This window comes from Cellulomonas chengniuliangii, from assembly GCF_024508335.1.
GTDB lineage: Bacteria > Actinomycetota > Actinomycetes > Actinomycetales > Cellulomonadaceae > Cellulomonas_A > Cellulomonas_A chengniuliangii.
On the sequence record NZ_CP101988.1, the window covers coordinates 1,151,075 to 1,170,395 of the forward strand.

20 protein-coding genes and 2 tRNA genes are annotated in these 19,321 nt (G+C 72.8%); 13 read left to right on the forward strand and 9 right to left on the reverse strand.

Annotated features, from left to right (window positions below):
• Positions 1 to 3: 3 nt before the first annotated feature.
• Together NP064_RS05330 and NP064_RS05335 are read right to left on the reverse strand one after the other, a co-directional pair.
• Positions 4 to 948 (reverse strand): DUF5996 family protein, encoded by a 945-nt coding sequence (locus NP064_RS05330; RefSeq protein WP_227570563.1) that lies wholly within the window; start codon positions 946 to 948, stop codon positions 4 to 6.
• A gap of 38 nt (positions 949 to 986) precedes the next feature.
• Complete coding sequence (locus NP064_RS05335) at positions 987 to 1,736, reverse strand: YggS family pyridoxal phosphate-dependent enzyme (protein WP_227570564.1); 750 nt, start codon at positions 1,734 to 1,736, stop codon at positions 987 to 989.
• Between the two features lie 98 nt (positions 1,737 to 1,834).
• On the opposite strand from NP064_RS05335, the gene NP064_RS05340 reads away from it, so the two are divergent.
• Entirely contained in the window at positions 1,835 to 2,233 is a 399-nt protein-coding gene (locus NP064_RS05340) for a YccF domain-containing protein (protein WP_227570565.1), read from the forward strand.
• 20 nt (positions 2,234 to 2,253) lie between these two features.
• On the opposite strand, the gene ybaK is transcribed toward NP064_RS05340, so the two are convergent.
• The 3 genes from ybaK to NP064_RS05355 are packed head-to-tail and all read right to left on the reverse strand — an operon-like array spanning position 2,254 to position 6,791.
• Positions 2,254 to 2,757 (reverse strand): Cys-tRNA(Pro) deacylase, encoded by a 504-nt coding sequence (gene ybaK, locus NP064_RS05345; RefSeq protein ID WP_227570566.1) that lies wholly within the window; start codon positions 2,755 to 2,757, stop codon positions 2,254 to 2,256.
• A 9-nt stretch (positions 2,758 to 2,766) separates the two neighbouring features.
• Positions 2,767 to 5,328 carry a DEAD/DEAH box helicase gene (locus tag NP064_RS05350; RefSeq protein ID WP_227570567.1) on the reverse strand — a complete coding sequence of 854 codons (2,562 nt, stop codon included), beginning with the start codon at positions 5,326 to 5,328 and terminating at the stop codon, positions 2,767 to 2,769.
• Between the two features lie 50 nt (positions 5,329 to 5,378).
• Positions 5,379 to 6,791, reverse strand: a complete 1,413-nt coding sequence (locus tag NP064_RS05355) for a PTS transporter subunit EIIC (RefSeq protein WP_227570568.1) — start codon at positions 6,789 to 6,791, stop codon at positions 5,379 to 5,381.
• Positions 6,792 to 6,989: 198 nt separating this feature from the next.
• Between NP064_RS05355 and NP064_RS05360 the strand changes: the two genes are divergently transcribed.
• From NP064_RS05360 to NP064_RS05375, 4 genes are read left to right on the forward strand one after another with little or no spacing between them, the layout of a single operon-like run.
• On the forward strand, positions 6,990 to 7,781 hold the full coding sequence (locus tag NP064_RS05360; RefSeq protein WP_227570569.1) for a GntR family transcriptional regulator: 792 nt from the start codon (positions 6,990 to 6,992) through the stop codon (positions 7,779 to 7,781).
• Positions 7,782 to 7,825: 44 nt separating this feature from the next.
• Positions 7,826 to 8,077 carry a PTS transporter subunit EIIB gene (locus NP064_RS05365; RefSeq protein WP_227570631.1) on the forward strand — a complete coding sequence of 84 codons (252 nt, stop codon included), beginning with the start codon at positions 7,826 to 7,828 and terminating at the stop codon, positions 8,075 to 8,077.
• A 39-nt stretch (positions 8,078 to 8,116) separates the two neighbouring features.
• Positions 8,117 to 8,365 (forward strand): PTS sugar transporter subunit IIB, encoded by a 249-nt coding sequence (locus NP064_RS05370; protein WP_227570570.1) that lies wholly within the window; start codon positions 8,117 to 8,119, stop codon positions 8,363 to 8,365.
• The gene (locus tag NP064_RS05375; RefSeq protein WP_227570571.1) at positions 8,365 to 8,832 is read left to right on the forward strand and encodes a PTS sugar transporter subunit IIA; all 468 of its coding nucleotides are present in this window, start codon (positions 8,365 to 8,367) and stop codon (positions 8,830 to 8,832) included. The genes NP064_RS05370 and NP064_RS05375 overlap by 1 nt, the downstream gene beginning before the upstream one ends.
• 66 nt (positions 8,833 to 8,898) lie before the next feature.
• Here the strand turns inward: NP064_RS05375 and NP064_RS05380 are convergent, their stop codons facing one another.
• Entirely contained in the window at positions 8,899 to 9,960 is a 1,062-nt protein-coding gene (locus NP064_RS05380) for a heparan-alpha-glucosaminide N-acetyltransferase domain-containing protein (protein ID WP_227570572.1), read from the reverse strand.
• A gap of 165 nt (positions 9,961 to 10,125) precedes the next feature.
• On the opposite strand from NP064_RS05380, the gene NP064_RS05385 reads away from it, so the two are divergent.
• Complete coding sequence (locus tag NP064_RS05385; RefSeq protein ID WP_227570573.1) at positions 10,126 to 11,211, forward strand: hypothetical protein; 1,086 nt, start codon at positions 10,126 to 10,128, stop codon at positions 11,209 to 11,211.
• Here NP064_RS05385 and NP064_RS05390 read toward each other — a convergent pair.
• Positions 11,208 to 12,131, reverse strand: coding sequence for a 3-methyladenine DNA glycosylase (locus NP064_RS05390; protein WP_227570574.1), 924 nt, complete (start codon positions 12,129 to 12,131; stop codon positions 11,208 to 11,210). The two genes, NP064_RS05385 and NP064_RS05390, sit on opposite strands and share 4 nt — an antisense overlap.
• Before the next feature lie 131 nt (positions 12,132 to 12,262).
• Between NP064_RS05390 and NP064_RS05395 the strand changes: the two genes are divergently transcribed.
• From NP064_RS05395 to NP064_RS05425, 7 genes are all read left to right on the forward strand, one after another.
• Positions 12,263 to 13,084, forward strand: coding sequence for a methyltransferase domain-containing protein (locus tag NP064_RS05395; RefSeq protein ID WP_227570575.1), 822 nt, complete (start codon positions 12,263 to 12,265; stop codon positions 13,082 to 13,084).
• A gap of 54 nt (positions 13,085 to 13,138) precedes the next feature.
• A complete protein-coding gene (locus tag NP064_RS05400) occupies positions 13,139 to 13,924 on the forward strand; it encodes a fumarylacetoacetate hydrolase family protein (protein WP_227570576.1) in 786 nt (261 codons plus the stop codon).
• Positions 13,925 to 14,026: 102 nt separating this feature from the next.
• Positions 14,027 to 15,544 (forward strand): glutamate--tRNA ligase, encoded by a 1,518-nt coding sequence (gltX, locus tag NP064_RS05405; protein WP_227570577.1) that lies wholly within the window; start codon positions 14,027 to 14,029, stop codon positions 15,542 to 15,544.
• 27 nt (positions 15,545 to 15,571) lie between these two features.
• Positions 15,572 to 16,663 (forward strand): CPBP family intramembrane glutamic endopeptidase, encoded by a 1,092-nt coding sequence (locus NP064_RS05410; RefSeq protein WP_227570578.1) that lies wholly within the window; start codon positions 15,572 to 15,574, stop codon positions 16,661 to 16,663.
• On the forward strand, positions 16,660 to 17,397 hold the full coding sequence (locus tag NP064_RS05415; protein ID WP_227570579.1) for an HAD family hydrolase: 738 nt from the start codon (positions 16,660 to 16,662) through the stop codon (positions 17,395 to 17,397). The genes NP064_RS05410 and NP064_RS05415 overlap by 4 nt, the downstream gene beginning before the upstream one ends.
• A gap of 189 nt (positions 17,398 to 17,586) precedes the next feature.
• Positions 17,587 to 17,658 (forward strand) — tRNA-Gln (locus NP064_RS05420).
• Between the two features lie 90 nt (positions 17,659 to 17,748).
• A tRNA-Glu gene (locus NP064_RS05425) sits at positions 17,749 to 17,821 on the forward strand.
• Between the two features lie 167 nt (positions 17,822 to 17,988).
• On the opposite strand, the gene NP064_RS05430 is transcribed toward NP064_RS05425, so the two are convergent.
• On the reverse strand, positions 17,989 to 18,387 hold the full coding sequence (locus tag NP064_RS05430) for a hypothetical protein (protein WP_227570580.1): 399 nt from the start codon (positions 18,385 to 18,387) through the stop codon (positions 17,989 to 17,991).
• Between the two features lie 150 nt (positions 18,388 to 18,537).
• On the reverse strand, positions 18,538 to 19,257 hold the full coding sequence (locus tag NP064_RS05435; protein WP_066587483.1) for an IclR family transcriptional regulator: 720 nt from the start codon (positions 19,255 to 19,257) through the stop codon (positions 18,538 to 18,540).
• Positions 19,258 to 19,321 lie beyond the last annotated feature (64 nt).

The following is a 19,321-nucleotide window of genomic DNA, read 5'->3' on the forward strand; positions in this document are numbered from 1 at the left end:
AGGTCAGCCTCGCGCCGGCCAGGCCGTCTCCAGGGCGGCACGGTCCCAGCCCGCCAGCTCGGCGGCCGCGTCGTAGGTGGTCCGGTAGAACGCCAGCAACGCGGCGTCAGGGTCGGGCGCCGATCGCACCGCCTCGTAGGGCAGCAGGAACTCGCGCAGATCGGGGTCGTAGTGCGCGCCCTCCGGGAGCACCGGGCGATCCGGGTAGCCCGCGGGCTCCGGGTAGGCGTAGGCGTAGAACTGGCCCTCGCCGTCGCCTCCCGGCCAGAAACCGGCGTTGCTGTTCTCGTGCGACTCGGCCTCGGCCATCACCGACGCGGAGACGTGCAGCGGGGTCCCCGTCCAGGTGGGCGCCGGACGCCCGGAGAACACGGTCACGACCAGGTCGAACCCTCCCCAGAAGAAGTGCACAGGGCTCGCCTTGCCGATGAACGGCGAGCGGAACCGCCGCATCACGCGGTGCGCGGCGATGAGCTGGCGCCAGAACGCCTCGACCGCGCCGGCGTCGTAGGACGCGTGGTGCTCGTCCTGGGGGAAGGGCGCCTGGGTCTCGACCTCTCTCGGCACGGGGTCGATGCGCGCGTCGAGCCCGATGCGCCGCAGCGCCGCCAGGGTCTCGTCGTAGAACTGCGCCACCGACTTGGGGGCGAGCGAGACGGAGCTCGCGCGGCCGTCGGTCGAGCGCGCCCGCAGCTCGTGCTCGAGGAGGTCGAGCTCGACGTCGACCAGCTCGGACCCGTTCGCGAACGCGGACGTCGTGAGCCCGCGGGCGGTGACGTAGAACGGGGTCTGCCACCAGTGGTTGAGCATGGGCTCCTGTGCGAGGCGCACCTTGCCGACGATCTGCGTCCACAGGTGCAGGGTGTCGCGGGTGTCCGCCCACGCGTCAGCCCGCAGCGCCGGCCACGCGCGGTCGGGCGGCGGGGGCGTCCCCTCGGGTGCGGCCATGATCCACCGTCGGCCCCGGGGGACGGGCTGTCAATCGCTCAGAGCGGGCGTGCCCCGAACACGGCGGAGCCCACCCGGACGATCGTGGCGCCCTCGGCGACGGCCAGCTCCAGGTCGCCGCTCATGCCCATCGACAGCTCGATGGCGCCCTCGGCGCCCGGCTCGCCCGAGTCGCGCACCTCGTCGCGGATCTCCCGCAGCAGCCGGTACCCGGCGCGCACCCGCGCTGGGTCGGAGGAGCGCGCGCCCACGGTCATGAAGCCGCGCAGGCGCAGCCCGTCCAGGGCCGCGACGTCGAGGGCTGTGCGGACCGCGGCGTCGGGATGGGCGCCGTGCTTCGTCTCCTCGCCCGACACGTTGACCTGCACCAGGACGTCGAGCACCCGTCCTGACGCGGCGCACCGGGTGGCGAGCCTCTCGGCGAGCGCCACCGAGTCGACGGTCTCGACGCATCCGGCCACGCCGAGCGCCTGGTTGACCTTGTTGGACTGCAACGGCCCGATCAGGTGCACCTCGGGCGCCAGGTCCGCCAGGTGTGGCGCCTTCGCCACCAGCTCCTGGACGCGGTTCTCGCCGACCAGCACCGGAGCCGGGGCGGCGGGGTCGCCCGCCCGCGCTGCGGCGTCGGCGAGCAGGGCCGACCGGACGCCGTCGAGCGGGACGGTCTTCGTGGCGAGGAGGAGGCGCGCCGACCCGGGGGCGCGGTGCGCGTCGTGCTCGGCCGCCGCGACCCTGGCCCGTGCGGCCGCGAGGCGTGCGCCGATGTCGTCCAGGTGCTCCGCGCTCATGCCCAGGACCCTAACCCGAGGTACTGGGGCTCCGGCTCAGGGGTGGTTCAGGGCCCTCCCCGATGTCGTGGAGCGCTGCAGGAGAGGACACTGGAGGAATGAAGACGCTGCTCAACCTCATCTGGCTGGTCCTCGCAGGTTTCTGGCTCGCGGTGGGGTACGTCGTGGCGGGGCTCATCTGCTGCGTGCTGATCGTGACCATCCCGTTCGGCATCGCCTCGTTCCGGATGGCCAACTACGTCCTGTGGCCCTTCGGCCGCACGGTGGTGGACAAGCCGACCGCGGGCGCCATGTCGACGATCGGCAACGTGATCTGGCTGATCGTGGCGGGCTGGTGGCTCGCCCTGGAGCACATCCTCACGGGCATCGCGCAGTGCGTGACGATCATCGGCATCCCGTTGGGCATCGCGAACTTCAAGATGGTGCCGATCTCGCTGATGCCCCTCGGCAAGGACATCGTCAGCACCGACCGGTCGTTCGCGGGCTACGGCCGCTGACGCCTTCCTGAGCCGACGGCTCAGTCCTCGCGGCCGATCTCGGCCACGGTGGCGGACGTCAGCCGGACCAGGTCGGCGGGGGACAGCTCCACGTCGAGGCCTCGGCGGCCGCCGGAGACGAAGACCGTGTCGAACAGCCACACCGTCTCGTCGACGACCGTCGGGTGGGCGTGGCGCTGGCCCAGCGGGGAGATGCCGCCCACCACGTACCCGGTGGCGCGCTCGGCGGCGGCCTTGTCCGCCATGACGGCCTTCTTGCCGCCCACGGCATGGGCCAACGCCTTGAGGTCGAGCTTGCCGGTCACCGGCACGACTGCGACGGTCAGCACGCCGTCCACCGACGCCATGAGGGTCTTGTAGACCTGCTCGGGCGGGACGCCGAGCACCTGGGCGGCCTCCAGGCCGTACCCCACGTCGCCGGTGGGGTCGTGCTCGTACGGGTGCGCGGTGTGCGCGACGCCCGCCTCGGCGAGCGTCACGAGGGCGGGGGTGCCGGTCGGGCCGTGCTTGGAGCTCTTCGCCACCTGTCCAGCCTAGAGCGGGCCGACCTCCGTGACACGGAGCACGACCTCGCCGGCGGCGTCCGACGCGGGCAGGTCGACCACGGCGTCGATGCGCCAGTCGTGGTCGCCCTCGGGGTCTTCGAGCGTCTGCCGGACCTGCCACGTCGTCGCGCCCGGGGTGACCTGGAAGAGCGCCGGGCCGCGCGCCGCGCCCCCGGTGAGGATCTCGTCGTGGTCGTCGTAGTACGGGTCGAGGGCCTCCGCCCACCGGTCCCGGTCCCAGGGCGTGCCGTCCGCGTCCAGGTCGCCCAGCAGCGCGAGGGCGCCGTACTGCTCGCGCGCGGCGAGGTCGACGCGCCGGAACATCGCGCCGCGCACCAGGGCGCGGAAGGCCCGGGGGTTGGCGGTGACGGGCGGCGGGGTGTCGTCGTCGACGGCGCCCGGGGCGTCGGTGCCCTCCTCGTCGAGGGGGTTGCGCAGCCGCTCCCACTCGTCGAGCAGGCTCGAGTCGGTGCGCCGCACCAGCTCGCCGAGCCACTCGACGATCTCGTGGAGCTCCTCGGTGCGGGCGTCGTCGGGCACCGTCTGGCGCAGGGCCCGGTACGCGTCGGCCAGGTAGCGCAGCAGCACGCCCTCGGTGCGGTCGAGCGAGTACGCCGAGACGTACTCGGCGAACGTCATCGCCTTCTCGTGCATCTCCCGGACCACGGACTTGGGGGAGAGCTCGTGGTCGGCGATCCACGGGTTGGTCTTGCGGTACGTCATGAAGGCGGCGCCGAGCAGCTCAGCGAGCGGCCGGGGATACGTGACCTCCTCGAGCAGCGCCATCCGCTCGTCGTACTCGATGCCGTCGGCCTTCATGGCGCCGATGGCCTCGCCGCGGGCCTTGTTCTGCTGGGCGGCGAGGACCTGGCGCGGGTCGTCGAGGGTCGCCTCGATGATGGACACGACGTCGTGCGCGTAGGACGGGTCCTCGCGGTCCAGCAGGTCGAGCGCCGCGAAGGCGAACGGGGACAGCGGCTGGTTGAGCGCGAAGTTCGCGGGGATGTCGACGGTGAGCCGCACGGTGCGCGGGGTGGGGCGTCGGCCGGAGCCGTCGTCCGGCAGGGCCACCCGCTCGACGACCCCGGCGGTCCGCAGCGACAGATAGATCGAGATGGCACGGCGGATGTGGCCCGAGCGGTGCGCCTCGGGCTCGTGGTTGTCCGTCAGCAGCCGGGTCATGGCCGCCACCGGGTCGCCCTCGCGGGCCAGCACGTTGAGCACCATCGCGTGGCTCACCGCGAAGCTCGACGTCAGCGGCTCGGGCGGGGCGTCGCGCAGCCGCTCGAAGGTCTTGTCCGTCCAGTTGACCGCGCCCTCAGGCGCCTTCTTGCGGACGATCTTCTTGATCTTCTTCGGGTCGTCGCCGGCCTTGGCCAGCAGCTTGCGGTTCTCGATCACGTGGTCGGGGGCCATCACGATGACCTCGCCCACGGTGTCGTACCCCGCGCGGCCCGCCCGCCCGGCGATCTGGTGGAACTCGCGCGCCGACAGGTGGCGCATCCGCACCCCGTCGTACTTCACCAGCGACGTCAGCACCACGGTGCGGATCGGCACGTTGATGCCCACGCCCAGGGTGTCGGTGCCGCACACGACCTTGAGCAGGCCCTTCTGCGTCAGGCGCTCCACCACGCGGCGGTACTTCGGCAGCATCCCCGCGTGGTGGATGCCGATGCCGTGGCGCAGCAGCCGCGACAGCGTCTTGCCGAAGCCGGGGCCGAACCGGAAGGCGCCCAGCTCGGTGGCGATGGCGTCCTTCTGCTCACGCGTCGCGAGGTTCATCGACAGCAGCGACTGCGCGCGCTCGACGGCCTCCTTCTGCGTGAAGTGCACCACGTACACCGGCGCGCGCTTCGTCTGCACCAGCTCCTCGAGCAGCTCGTGCAGCGGCTCGACGGCGTAGTCGAACGTGAGCGGCACCGGGCGCTCGGCGTTCGCGATGACGGCGACCTCGCGGCCCGTGCGCCGCTCGATGTCCTCGGCGAAGAACGCGACGTCGCCGAGCGTCGCGGACATCAGCACGAACTGCGCGCGCGGCAGCTCGAGCAGCGGCACCTGCCACGCCCAGCCGCGCTGCGGGTCGGCGTAGAAGTGGAACTCGTCCATCACGACCTGGCCGACATCCGCGTCAGGACCCTCGCGCAGGGCGGTGTTGGCCAGGATCTCCGCGGTGCAGCAGATGATCGGCGCGTGCGGGTTCACCGCCGAGTCGCCCGTCATCATGCCGACGTTCTCCGAGCCGAACGCCGCGACCAGGGCGAAGAACTTCTCGCTGACCAGGGCCTTGAGCGGGGCCGTGTAGTAGGTGCGCCTGCCCTGCGCGAGGGCCACGAAGTGGGCGGCGACGGCCACCAGCGACTTCCCGGACCCGGTGGGCGTGGACACGATGACGTGCGAGCCGCTGACCAGCTCGAGCAGCGCCTCGGCCTGGTGCGGGTACAGGTCCAGGCCCTCGTCGGCCGCCCAGCCCGTGAACGCCTCGTACAGCGCGTCGGGGTCGTGGGGGTCGGCGGGGATCCGCTCGGTGAGGGTCAGACGCGATTCGGGCACCGGCACAGTGTCCCAGGCCCGGGTGGGCGCGAGGTCCCCGGGCCCCTGGGTCAGGACGACGGCTCGTCCTCCGGGTCTGCGCTCTGGCGGGGGGCGCCTCTCGCGCCGCCCCGGTCAGGGCCCGGCCGGTCGGCCGTCGCGCGGCTGCTCGTGGCGGCGACGGCGTCTCCCGCCGTCTCCTGCTCCGGGAGCACGACGTCCTGGGCTGGAGCCGCGTCGCCGTCCGCGTCCTCGTCCGGCTCGCGTCCCGGGGTGCGCAGGTTCCACCGGGTGATGACGAACCGGAAGAGCACGTAGTAGACGACCGCGTACCCCAGGCCCACCACGATGAGCAGCAGGGGCCGCTCGGCGATGCGGAAGTTCAGCAGGTAGTCGATCGCCCCGGCCGAGAACCCGAAGCCGTCCCGGATGCCGAGGGCGTTGACGAGCGCGAGCGAGGTGCCGGTGAGCACCGCGTGGATCACGAACAGCGGGTACGCGACGTAGAGGAACGCGAACTCGAGCGGCTCGGTGACGCCGGTGACGAACGCGACCAGGGCCGCCGATCCCATGATCCCCGCGATGAGCTTGCGGTTCTTCGCGTGCGAGGTGTGCACGATGGCCAGGGCGGCGGCGGGCAGCGCGAACATCATGATGGGGAAGAACCCGGTCATGAACGCGCCGGCGGTCGGGTCGCCGTGCAGGAACCGCGCGATGTCCCCGTTCCACACCTCGCCATCGGCGTCGGTGTAGGAGCCGAACTGGAACCACGGCAGCGAGTTGAGCAGGTGGTGCAGCCCGAACGGCACCAAGAGGCGGTTGAGCGTGCCGTAGACGAAGGCGCCCAGGATGGTGCTGCCGGTGACCCAGTCGCCCACCGCGGTCAGGGCGCTGCTGAACACCGGGTAGATGAGCGCCCCGACCACCGCGATGCCGATGGCGGCCACCGCGGCGACGATCGGCACGAACCGCCGACCGCCGAAGAACGCCAGGTAGGGCGGCAGCGTGATGCGGTGGTAGCGCTGGTAGAGCAGCGCGGTGACCAGGCCGATGACGATGCCACCGAGCACGCCGTAGTTGATGAGCTCCTGGGGCTCGCCCTCGGGGGCCTCGCCCAGCACGTACGGCGAGAGGGCGTCCGACACCCCGGAGAAGACCAGGTAGGCGACGAGCGCCGCCAGGCCGGTCGATCCGTCGGACTTGCGCGCGTACCCGATCGCCACACCGAGCGCGAAGAGCAGGGCGAGGTTGCTGAACAAGGCGTTGCCGGCGGCGCCGAGGACGTCGGCCACGGGCAGCAGCCACGGCGCGTGCGCCCCGAGCCCGTCCTCGCCCAGCATGTCCGCCTGTCCGAGTCGCAGCAGGAGGGCGGCCGCGGGCAGCGAGGCGATGGGCAGCATGAGCGAGCGCCCGATGCGCTGGAGCTGGGCGAGTCCGGGGACGCCGCGCGAATGGGTGGCAGGGCTGGCGGCGGTGGCAGTCATGGGCACTCCTGGTGCTGACGTCCGGCGCGATGCGGGTGGCGGCGCGGTGGTGCGCGCTCCCGATGCCGATCGGCGGGTGACGATCCCCGCGCCGATGGGCGAGAACAGCAGGTCTGAGCCAGTTGCGGCCACATTGGTCTAGACCTCATGATGGTGTCAAGGGGTCATATCCACCAGGTGAGGGGAGGGGCGGCTCGCATGGCTGAACCCACCGGGCGCGCGAGCGTCCCGGGCGCCCCCGCCACGCACGGCAGCGGGCGCAAGCATGTGGCGGTCCGCGAGTACGTCAGCGACCTCGTGGCCCGCGAGCTCGACGTGGGAGACGCCATCCCCTCCGAGCGCGCCCTGTCCGAGCGGTTCGGCGTGGCCCGCATGACCGTCCGCCAAGCCGTCGACGCCCTGGTGGCGGACGGCATCCTGGTCCGCGAGCAAGGGCGCGGCACCTTCGTCGCCCCGCGCCGAGTCGACTTCGAGATGCGGCTCACCACGTTCGGCGAGGAGATGCGCCGACGCGGCATGCGGCCCGACAGCAAGGTGCTCGCCGCCGACAAGGTCCCGGCCCCCGCCGACGTCGCCGAGGCCCTCGGCATCCAGCCGGGCCGACTGGTGCACTACCTGTGCCGGGTGCGCTACGCCGACGGCACCCCCATGAGCATCGAGCAGACCTGGGTGCCGGTCGCCCTCGTGCCGGACCTCTTCGAGCACGGCGCGCCCGGAAGCGTGTACGAGGCGCTGCGCAGGTTCGGCCTCGACCCCGCGTGGGGCGAGGAGACCCTCGCCGCCTCCGAGGCCGACGAGCGCGAGTCCGCGCTGCTCAGCATGAGGGGCCGGCGTGCCGTGATGCGCGCGGAACGCCGCACCTATAGCGAGTCCGGGCCCTGCGCCTACTCACGGGCCTGCTACCGCGGCGACCGGTACAGCGTCTGGGTCCCCCTGGGCACGCCCACCAAGGTCCTGGTGCCACGCCAGCCCGCCCCGGCCGAGGCGTGAGAGATGCTGTCGACCCGGACGCCGAGGAGGACGAGGTGACGACGATGCACGGACCGCGGAGCCAGCGCGAGCAGGCGGCAGCGATCCTGGCCGCGCTCGGCGGGATCGCCAACATCGACGAGATCGAGCCGTGCACCACCAGGCTGCGATCCCTCGTGAAGTCGCCCGGCCGCGTGGACGCCGCTGCGCTGCGGGCCGCCGGGGCCTACGGCGTGATGATCTCCGGACGCGTGGTGCAGGTGGTGGTCGGGCCTGGGGTCGACACCCTGGCCTCGGACCTCGAGGACCTGATGTGAGCTGGCCCCTGGGCGGCGCCGAGCGAGAGGGAGCGGGACATGAGTGAGCCAGTGGCGACCAGCAAGGCGGTGCGGATCGTCGAGGCGCTCGGCGGGGACGCCAACATCCTCGACCTCGAGCCCTGCATCACCCGGCTGCGGGTCGAGGTGGTCGACGGGTCTCGGGTCGACTCGCGCGCCCTGCGCGCCGCCGGGGCGATCGCGGTCGTGGCATCCGGCAATGTGGTGCAGGTGGTGGTGGGCCCGGAGGCCGACACGCTCGCCTCGGACATCGAGGACCTGCGCTGATGGCCGTCACGATCCTGGCGCCGATCTCGGGGACGGTCATGGCGCTCGCGGACGTGGAGGACCCCGTCTTCGCCGAGGAGCTCGTCGGGCCCGGGGTGGCGATCAGGCCGGACCTCGCTGGACGCGCGGCCGTGGTGTCTCCCGTCAGCGGGCGGGTGGTCAAGCTGCACCCGCACGCCTTCGTGGTCCAGGGGGACGAGGCGCACGGCGCCGTCGCAGTGCTCGTCCACCTGGGCATCGACACCGTGCAGCTCGCGGGGGAGGGGTTCGCCCTGCACGTGGCCGAGGGCGACGACGTCACGGCCGGCCAGCCGCTGGTCACGTGGGACCCCGCGGAGGTCGAGCGCGGAGGCCGGTCGTCGGTGTGCCCCGTGGTGGTGCTCGAGGGGAAGCCCGAGTCCGTGGCGCGGCACGTCGATCCGGGCAGCCGGGTCGACCAGGGGGAGCGCCTCCTCGACTGGTCTTGAGCGCCCGGGCGGCCGAGGGGGACGCCCGGGCGCTCGAGACCCGCAGCCGACCAGGCCTGGACGCGCTCAGCCCTGCCGCGGCGCCGCGGGGGCGGCCACCCCGTCGGGGCAGGGCTCGACGCCGCCCGCCACACGGGTCGAGACCTCGTGCAGCACCCGCTCGAGCGGCCCACGGCCCAGCCACGACCGCCACGCGGTGCACAGCACCACCGCGACCACGATGAACGCCGCCCACGTCGAGGCGCGCGGCTGCCACACCACCGCGCTGCCGAGCACGCCGATCGCCACCACGTGCCCGACGTACGCCGTCAGCGCGAGGGCGCCCGTGGCGGCGATGGGCGTCAGGAGCCGGGGCGCGGCGTCCTGCGCCATGAGGCACATGCCCAGCACGGCGAGGGCGACCCCCGTGTTCGCGACGACCTCGAACGTCGTGCTCGCGTGCGGCTCGGTGGTGATCAGCCGGACCAGGTCGCCCGACGGCGCCGCCTGCTGCCACGCCCACGACACGGTGTGCGCGCCCACCGCCATCGCCGCTCCGACCAGGACCAATAGTCGGCGGACGGCGGACTCACGCAGATCCAAGCGGCCCACGGCCAGCCCGACGAGCAGGTACGCGAACCAGACCCCCACCGGGTAGTACGGCCCCACCAGCAGGTCGGTGACGGCCTCGCCGCCAAGCGGGGCGGCCGCGAGCCGGTCACGGGCGGCGAAGACCAGGGGAGGGGCCACCAGCGCCACGACGCCGGCCAGGGCCAGCAGCGCGGGCACGCGAAGGGCCAGGAAGGGCAGGACCAGCACGAACAGCAGCGCGTACTGCAGCAGGATCAGCGCCAGCGGGGCCTCCAGCAGCTCCAGCACCAGGCCGATCGGAACCATCAGCGCGCCTCGCACCGCGATGCGCTGCCGGGCCCGCGCGAGCAGCTCGCCCTCCACGGGCCGCGCGCCACCCGACAGCAACGCCACCGACACTCCCGCGAGCACCACGAACATCGCCGCTGAGCGGCCGTCCGCGACCTGCACGGCGCCCAGCGGCCAGGGGTCCCCGGCGCGCCCGGGCGCCAAGTGCGCGGTGAACATGCCCAGCACGGCCAGGCCCCGCGCGACGTCGACCCCCCAGAGACGCTCCACGCTGCGCACGCTACCGGTGGGCCGCCGACGGCAGAATCCGCAACACCTCAAGTTCGCTGTCGACGAGACCGACTGAGTCCTGAAGGTCGTCGGTCTGCGACAAGGGCTCCTGGGCAACCTTCACAAGTCAGACGTCCCCTATGTGCGCCATTCGCCGAGGTGAGTATGGACTTCGATGAGCTGTCGTCAGCGCAGGCGGCACAGTTCTGTGAGCATGTGGTCGCTCGTGAGCCCTACCTGCTGCGGGAACTGGCGTCGTGGATGGACCAGACGGGCGGGCCACTCGACCAGATGGACGCCTCCGTTGACTCTCTGGTCCCGTTGCTGGAGTGGTATCTGGACCTTGCGCGGGCGGACTTCCTCGGTCTCACGGAAGGGCTGGTGCCCTCGCTGTTCCCCAAGATCAGCGGGCCTGACCTCACGGCAGAACTGGAACGATCCCGGCAATCGCTGGTGGGTGGCGACCGGCTGGTGCACTACGTCCGGTTGGTTTTGGCGCGGCTTGTTCCCGAGTCGTACTGGGGCGTCTACCGAAGCCCTGGGGTCATCGACAATCTCCATCACCAACCGGCGGTCTTCCTTCCCGGGTGGCCGTCCGGGCCGGGCCGCCGCGGCGAGTGGTCGGTCATCTTCGCCGCCACTCTGGGCGCTCTCGCGGGCGCGCACGTGAGGAAGGGCACGGTCGAGCCTGACCGGCTGCGCAGCGCCCTGATTGCACGTTGCCCCCGGGGCCTGGTTCCCGCGCGTCAGGAGCGCCTGGCCTCGGTGCTTCGCCCTTACCTGGACCTGGCGCTGCCTTCGATGCCGATGATCGCCCGCGTCACCCCTGCCCAGGCGTGGCTGCACGAGCCGCCCCCGCCCCCGCCCCCGGCTCGGGCGCGGGCGCGCGGTGCGGACGACGAGGGTGACGAGGACTGGGAGAGCCTGATCCTCGCGAGAGGGCCCGGGGCAGGGCTTGAGGACGAGCCGTGGTTGCTTGACCCGCTGTCGGCCGACCGCATCGCCGCTGCTCTCGCCGAGGGCGGCTTCAAGGGCCTCGACGCGGCGACCCTCCTGGGGGGAGCCGAGTTCGAGCACCCGGACGGCGTCGCCCACGTGATGGTCGCGACCCACGACGGCGCTGTGCGTGCTGTGCACATCCAGCCCGTTGACCCCACTGCCCGGTCCTGGGAACGGCTCATCGCCCCGCTGCGGATGCTGGCCGTCGAGCTCGGCGCGAACCTCGTGCCCGAGGGCGAGTACCCCGACTAGCCGCCCTGCCGCAGGGCGGCGCCGGCGTGGAACGGGTGGAGGGCGCGGTCGCATGAGGCCAGCAGTCGAGCACGCAGCACGTTCGCGCGCGCCGCGAAGTCCCGCTGACGCCGCACGTACTCGGCCTTGCCCTCGGGGGTCTCGATCGCGACGGCCGGCTCGCCGAGTGAGGAGACGTCGTAGGGGGAGGCCTGCATGTCGAGTGTGCGGATGTCGCGGGCGAGCTCGAAGCAGTCGAGCAGCAGGTCGCCGGGCGTCGCGGGACCGAGCTTGAGGGCCCACTTGAGGCAGTCCATGTTGGCGTGCAGGCAGCCGGGCTGCTCGGTCGCCACCTGGGTGTCGCGGCTCAGCAGGTCGCGGTTGCGGGGGACCGCGTCGGGGGTGAAGAAGCGGAACGCGTCGAAGTGGGTGCAGCGCAGCGGGTGGCTCTCGACGACCGCGTCGGTGCCCTCGCGGCCGAGGCGCAGCGGCAGCGAGTGGCGGCGGCGCGTGTCGTCCTGCCGGTAGACCATCGCCCACTCGTGCAGGCCGAAGCACCCGGTGTGGGCGGGGCGGGCCGCGGTGGCCGCGAGCAGCTCGTGGATGTGGGCCACGGTGTCGCCGCGATCGGCGAGGAAGGCCGCGACGTCGAGCGCCACGGCGCCATCGTCGTCGGCCCGGTACCAGCGCCAGCCAGCGTGCTCGGCCGGGCCGTCCTGGGCGGCGGCGAGGACGATGCCGGGCCCGGGGTGCCAGCGGCGCAGCAGCGAGGGTTTGACGGTGTAGTAGTCGTAGAGGAAGTCGTCGATGGGGTGCCGCTCGCCGCTCGCCTTGCGGGTGCGGTGCGGCGCGGTGAGCGCGTCGGCCCGCGCCTGGTGCGCGATGGCGCGGCGGCGCCACTCGGACGCCGCGAGCTGCTCGGCGTGCACGGGCTGTCTCACGTCTCCAGGGTAGGCGGCGCGGCGCGGCAGCCCGTCCGCCGACGGCGACCGGCCAGGCGCAAGATCTCATCCTTGAAGACGATCAGGTCCAGCGGTTGAAACGGGGGAGCGTGTCCGGATTACAGTGGCGTGTGAGCACCCAGGCCAAGCAAGACGTCTACACCCACGGGCATCACGACAGCGTGCTGCGTTCGCACAGGTGGCGCACCGCGGAGAACTCCGCCGCCTACCTGCTGCCGCACCTCCAGCCCGGCGTCAAGGTGCTCGATGTCGGCTGCGGCCCGGGCACCATCACCATCGACTTCGCCCGTCGTGTGGCGCCCGCCCAGATCATCGGGCTGGACCGGTCAGCCGCGGTCATCGACGCGGCGCGGGAGGCGGCCGCCGAGGCGGGCGTCGAGAACGCCGAGTTCACGGTGGGCGACGTCTACGAGCTGCCGTACGCGGACGGCGCCTTCGACGTGGCGCACGCGCACCAGGTGCTGCAGCACCTCACCGACCCCGTCGCCGCGCTGCGGGAGATGAAGCGGGTGACCAAGCCCGGCGGCGTCGTCGCCGTGCGGGACGCCGACTATGCCGCCATGACCTGGTACCCGGAGTCGCCCGGCCTCGACGAGTGGCTCGCGCTCTACCACGAGGTCACCCAGGCCAACGGCGCCGAGGCCGACGCGGGCCGCCGCCTGCAGAGCTGGGTCCGGGAGGCGGGATTCGACCCGGCCGGCATCGAGCCCGGCGCGGGCGTGTGGTGCTACGCCACCCCCGAGGACCGCACGTGGTGGTCCGAGCTGTGGGCCGATCGCGCGGTCGCGTCCAACTTCGCCGCGCAGGCCATCGAGTACGGGCTCGCGGACGACGTGGGCCTCGAGCACCTGGCCGAGGCGTGGCGCGAGTGGGGCCGGGCCGAAGACGGCTGGTTCACGATCCTGCACGGCGAGGTCATCGCCCGCGTCTGACCGGCTGGCTGATCAGGCGCGGCTGAGGCGCCATGCCTGATCTAGGGTTGGCTCGTGCGCATCGCGAGGTTCACCACGGGGGACGACCCCCGCTACGCCCTGGTCGACGGAGAGCCCGGCTCGGAGCAGCTGCTGGTCATCACCGGAGACCCCATCTACACCCCGGTACAGCCGACCGGTGAGCGGATCCCGCTGGACGACGACGGGGTGCGGCTGCTCGCCCCCGTCATCCCGCGGTCCAAGATCGTCGGGGTGGGGCGCAACTACGCCGACCACGCCGCCGAGATGGGCAACGAGCTGCCCCCGGCGCCGCTGCTCTTCCTCAAGCCGAACACCGCGGTGATCGGCCCGGATGACCCGATCGTGCTGCCCGAGTGGACCGAGCACGTCGACCACGAGGCCGAGCTGGCCGTGGTGATCGGCAAGGTCACCAAGAATGTGGCCCCCGAGCACGCGCTCGCCCAGGTGTTCGGCTACACCGTCGCGAACGACGTCTCGGCGCGCGACGCCCAGCGATCGGACTCGCAGTGGACGCGGGCCAAGGGCTTCGACACGTCCTGCCCCATCGGCCCCTGGATCGTGCCCGGCCTCGACGTGGACGACCTGGCCGTGCGGTCGCGCGTCAACGGCGAGCTCAAGCAGGACGGCCGCACCTCGCAGCTCATCTTCGACGTCGCGTACCTCGTCTCGTACATCTCCGAGGTGTTCACGCTGCTGCCCGGCGACGTGATCCTCACCGGAACCCCCGCCGGGGTCAGCCGGATCGAGGACCGCGACATCGTCGAGGTCGAGGTCGAGGACATCGGCGTGCTGCGCAACCCGGTGCTGCGCCGCGCCTGACGTGCCACAGGGGCCGCCTCCCGTCGTTGTCTCGGGAGGTGGCCCTGTGTGCGCTCAAGCGGCCGGGGCGAGGTGGCAGCGCACGCGGATAGGCTGGGCGTCGTGACTTCTGCAGCCTCCGACGCCCCCACCGGCTCCGCGATCCGTGTCCGCTTCTGCCCCTCGCCCACGGGCACCCCGCACGTCGGGCTGATCCGCACGGCCCTGTTCAACTGGGCCTACGCGCGGCACACGGGCGGCACGTTCGTCTTCCGCATCGAGGACACCGACGCGGCGCGCGACTCGGAGGAGAGCTACCTCCAGGTGCTCGACGCGCTGCGCTGGCTCGGGCTGGACTGGGACGAGGGCGTCGAGGTGGGCGGCCCGCACGAGCCCTACCGTCAGTCGCAGCGCATGGATATCTACCGTGACGTGGCGCGCCGCCTGGTCGAGGCGGGCTTCGCGTACGAGTCGTTCTCGACCCCCGAGGAGATCGAGGCCCGCCACCGCGCCGCCGGGCGCGACCCGAAGCTCGGCTACGACGGCTTCGACCGCGACCTCACCGACGAGCAGAAGGCCGCCTACCGCGCCGAGGGCCGCGAGCCCGTGCTGCGGCTGCGGATGCCCGACGAGGACATCACCTTCACCGACCTGGTCCGCGGCGACATCACGTTCAAGGCGGGCTCGGTGCCCGACTACGTGATCGTGCGCGGCAACGGCCAGCCGTTGTACACGCTGGTCAACCCCGTGGACGACGCGCTGATGGGCATCACGCACGTGCTGCGCGGCGAGGACCTGCTGTCCTCGACCCCGCGGCAGGTCGCGCTCTACCGGGCGCTGCTGGCCATCGAGGTCGCCACCGTGATGCCGGCCTTCGGCCACCTGCCCTACGTCATGGGCGAGGGCAACAAGAAGCTCTCCAAGCGCGACCCGGAGTCGAACCTCTTCCTGCACCGCGAGCGCGGCTTCACCCCGGAGGGCCTGCTCAACTACCTGTCGCTGCTGGGCTGGTCGATCTCGCCCGACAACGACATCTTCTCGGTGGACGAGCTCGTGGCCGCGTTCGACATCACGGACGTGAACCCGAACCCCGCGCGCTTCGACCTGAAGAAGGCCGAGGCGATCAACGCCGCGCACCTGCGGCTGCTGGCGCCGGACGACTTCCGCAACCGGCTGGTCCCGTACCTGCACGCCGCGGGCCTGGTGCCGGCGTCGTCCTACGCGGATCTGGCGCCCGAGCACCGCGCGCTGCTCGACGTGGCGGCGCCCCTGGTCCAGGAGCGCATGACGCTGCTCGGCGAGGCGCCCGGCATGCTCGGCTTCTTCTTCGTGGCCGACGACGCGGTGGTGGTCGAGGATGACGCCCGGGCCGGGCTGCGCGAGGAGGCCCCGGCCGTGCTCGACGCCGCGACGACGGCGCTCGAGGCGATCCCGGCCGACGCGTTCACCACGGAGGCGACCCAGGCGGCGCTGCAGGCCGCGCTGGTCGACGGGCTGGGCATCAAGCCCCGGTTCGCGTACACGCCGCTGCGCACCGCGCTCTCGGGCCGCCGGGTGTCCCCGCCGCTGTTCGAGTCGATGGAGATCCTCGGCAAGGAGTCCACGCTGGCCCGTATCGCCGCGCTCCGCTCGAGCCTGTGAGCGTGGGCGGGCGTCGATGACCGGAGGGTGTCGGTGACCGGCGGGCCGCCGCCCGTCGGCCCGCCCGGGCCGGGCCCTGCTCTGCCCGTGGCCCCGGGGGCGCCGGCCCAGGCGTGGGGCCCGCGGCCGTACCCGCAGGCCCTGCGCGGCCCCTGGCACCGCTGGTGGCGCCCGCTGCTGGGCGTCGCCGTGGTGCTGGGCGTCGGCCTGGTGGGGCTGATCGCGCTGACCCTCGTGCTGGCGGTGTCCGCCCTGCTGCAGATGGGCGGTGCGTCCGGCAGCCCGTCCATGCTCGACGACGCGTGGCTCGTGAGCCCGTGGGGGCTGCTCTCGACCAACCTCCTCCTGGCGGCGGGCATCCCCGTGGCAGGGCTGGCCGTGTGGGCCGGGCAGCGGTGGCGCCCGGGGTTCGTCTCCTCGGTGGCGGGCCGCGTGCGCTGGCCGCTGCTGCTGGCGTCCACGACCCGCGCCGCCCTCGTGCTGGTGCCCGCTCTGCTCATCGGGGTGGCGGTGGACGCGGCGGCGTCGGGCGCGCTCGGCGACCTGGCCTCCTTCGCCCCCGAGCCGCAGTGGCCCGCCCTGGCCCTGGTCGTGCTGCTCACCACCCCGCTGCAGGCGGCGGGGGAGGAGTACTTCTTCCGCGGCTGGCTCAGCCAGGCGATCGGGTCGTGGTGCGCCAGCCCCCGCGTCGCCGTCGTGCTGCCCGCCCTGGTCTCGGCGACGCTGTTCGCGCTGGCCCACGGCGCCCAGGACCCGTGGCTGTTCGCCGACCGGTTCGCCTTCGGGCTCGTGGCGAGCGTCCTGGTGTGGCGCACGGGCGGCCTGGAGGGGGCGATCGCGGTGCACGCCGTGAACAACGTGGTGGCCTTCGCCGTGGCGATCGCCTACGGGGACCTCGAGGCGTCCCTGGGGGTCACGTCCGCGTCGCCATGGGTGGTGCTGCTCGACGTCGCCGCGTTCGCCACGGCGGGGTGGGTGGTGGTCCGCCATGCCGACCGGGCGGGGGTCCAGCGGCAGGTCCTCGGCGGCTGGCCGGGCCGCGGCCTGCCGCCCGCTGCAACCCCTCGTCCGGGAGCCCCCGGGCCGGGACACGGAACGACCGGAGGTGAGGCGCGATGAGCGTCGACGGAGTGCTGTTCGACATCGACGACACCCTCGTCGACACCCGGGGCGCCTTCACCAGCGCCCTGGCCCGCACGGCCCGGCACTACCTGCCCCACCTCGGGCCCGAGCGCCATCACGAGGTGGTGGCCGCCTGGCGCCGTGACGCCGGGGACCACTACGCGGCCTACACCCGCGGAGAGGCCACCTACCGGGGCCAGCGCATGGCCCGGGCCAACGAGCTCCACGCGGCGTTCGGCGGGCCGGTGCTGGACGACACCGGGTACGACGCCTGGGACGCGCTCTTCGAGGAGGGGTTCTCGTCCTCGTGGCGGGCGCTCGACGACGCCGAGAAGGCCGTGCGCGCGCTGCTCGACGCGGGCGTCGCGGTGGGCGCGCTGTCCAACGCCGGCACCGCCTACCAGGCTGCGAAGCTCGCCAGGACCGGCTTCGGGGACACCGTCCCCATGCTGGTCGGCATCGACACCCTCGGCTTCGGCAAGCCGCGCCCCGAGGTCTTCCTCGAGGCGTGCCGGCGGCTGGGCTCGGAGGCGTCGCGCACCGCGTACGTGGGAGACGAGCTCGAGGTGGACGCTGTCGCAGCCGTCCGCGCGGGGCTGCTGGGCGTGTGGGTGGACCGGCCAGGGTCACGCCGACGCCCCCTCGCCGACGAGGCCGTGGACGCGGCGACCGCGGCCGGCGTCGTCGTGATCGGATCCTTGGCCGAGCTGCCCTCCGTGCTCGGGCTGTAGCACCGCCCCGCCGTCGGCCCTGGGAGAGGGGTGCGAAAGGCTCGTGTGAGGCTCGCCTCGACGTCGTGGTTTGGAGCGGCCCGATCGGTCGGGTAGTGTTTCCCGGCGGTAGGGCAACCACGGGAAACCCGCACAGGACCGGTCTCAGGGCAGGTCAGGAGCGGATGGCAGCGTGGGAGTCATACCCCATGGGGTATGGTGTAATTGGCAGCACGACTGATTCTGGTTCAGTTAGTCTAGGTTCGAGTCCTGGTACCCCAGCGGTTGGCAAGGCTCCCGGAGAACATCCGGTAGACTCGTCACCCGGCAGCCACCGAGGCAACTCGGAGGATGCAGGCTCAAGTGTCACAGGCCCCCGTTGTGTAGCGGCCTAGCACGCCGCCCTCTCACGGCGGTAGCGCCGGTTCGAATCCGGTCGGGGGTACGTCGAGAGGCCCGGTCACCGTCAGGTGGCCGGGCCTTTCTCGTTGCCGGGAACTCGGTGCGACGCCGACGCCGACACGCTCGTCTGTCGTCGACACAGGCGGCGATGCCCGCGTGTCCTGCGTCACAGGACCGACGATCGGCCACCGAGTGCGACTGTGGCGTCCGTCACCTCCGGCCAGGGTCGCGCTGGTGCTGCTCGCGCTGGCCCTTGCGGGTGCGGAGCTGGGCGGCCAGCTCGTCGCGCGCGTGGTGCAGGGCCCGTCGCGGGTCCGCGTCCTCGGCGTTCGCCACCAGCTCGGGCTCGCCCGCCACGCTGAGCACCAGCGTGACGGTCTGGACCCGGTGCGTCTCGTCCTTGCGGTCCAGGGCCAGGTCCACCTGCTCGGCGGTGTAGCCCTCGAGGAACGGCTCGAGGCGGTGCAGATCGGCGACGATCTCGGCGCGGTCGGCATCGCTGAAGCCCTTGACCAGTCGCAGCGCGCTGTCCACGGTGGCCCGCGCGTGTGGGTCGGGCGCCCGCGGCTCGGGTTCGGGGGACTGGGGGCGCTCAGGGCGTTCGGTCACGGTTCCCACCTCCGGCTGGGTGCTGTTCCCGCCATCGTCCGCGCGTCCCGTCCGTGCCGCACGACGGGGAAGCACGACGGGACCAGTGGCCGGCCTCAGCCGTCCTCTGGTCCCGTCGGTGGATCGTGGCGCGTCGCGCGCCCTCGCGCGCTACTCGCCGGTGCGGCGCAGCACCTCGGTGAGCCGGTTGGCCGCGGAGACCACGGCCCCCGCGTGCAGCCGCCCGGGCTGGCGCGAGAGGCGCTCCAGCGGGCCGGAAATGGACACCGCGGCGACGATGCGGCCTGAGGGCCCCCGCACCGGGGCCGAGACGGACGCGACGCCGACCTCGCGCTCCGACACCGACTGCGCCCAGCCGCGGCGGCGGACGCCCGAGAGGATCGTCGCCGTGAACTTCGCGCCCTGCAGGCCGCGGTGCAGCCGGTCGGGCTCCTCCCACGCGAGCAGGATCTGCGCGGCGGAGCCGGCCTGCATCGTCAGGGTGGCGCCCACGGGGATGGAGTCGCGCAGGCCTATCGGGCGTTCCGCTGCGGCCACGCAGATACGCTGGTCCCCTTGGCGGCGATAGAGCTGCGCGCTCTCACCGGTGTGGTCGCGCAACGCCGTGAGGACGGGATTGGCGGCCGCGAGCAGCCGGTCCTCCCCGGCGGCGGTGGAGAGCTCCGACAGGCGCGGGCCGAGCACGAACCGGCCCTGCATGTCGCGGGCGACGAGCCGGTGGTGTTCGAGCGCGACAGCCAGGCGATGGGCGGTCGGGCGTGCGAGGTGAGTGGCAGTGACGAGCTGGGCGAGGGTCGCCGGTCCCGCCTCGAGGGCGCTGAGGACGGACGCTGCCTTGTCCAGGACGCCGACTCCGCTAGAGTTGTCCATAGGTCGATATTGCCGTCTCGCACACTGAGATGCAAGTGAGTCGAGTAGATACCACCCCGTAACC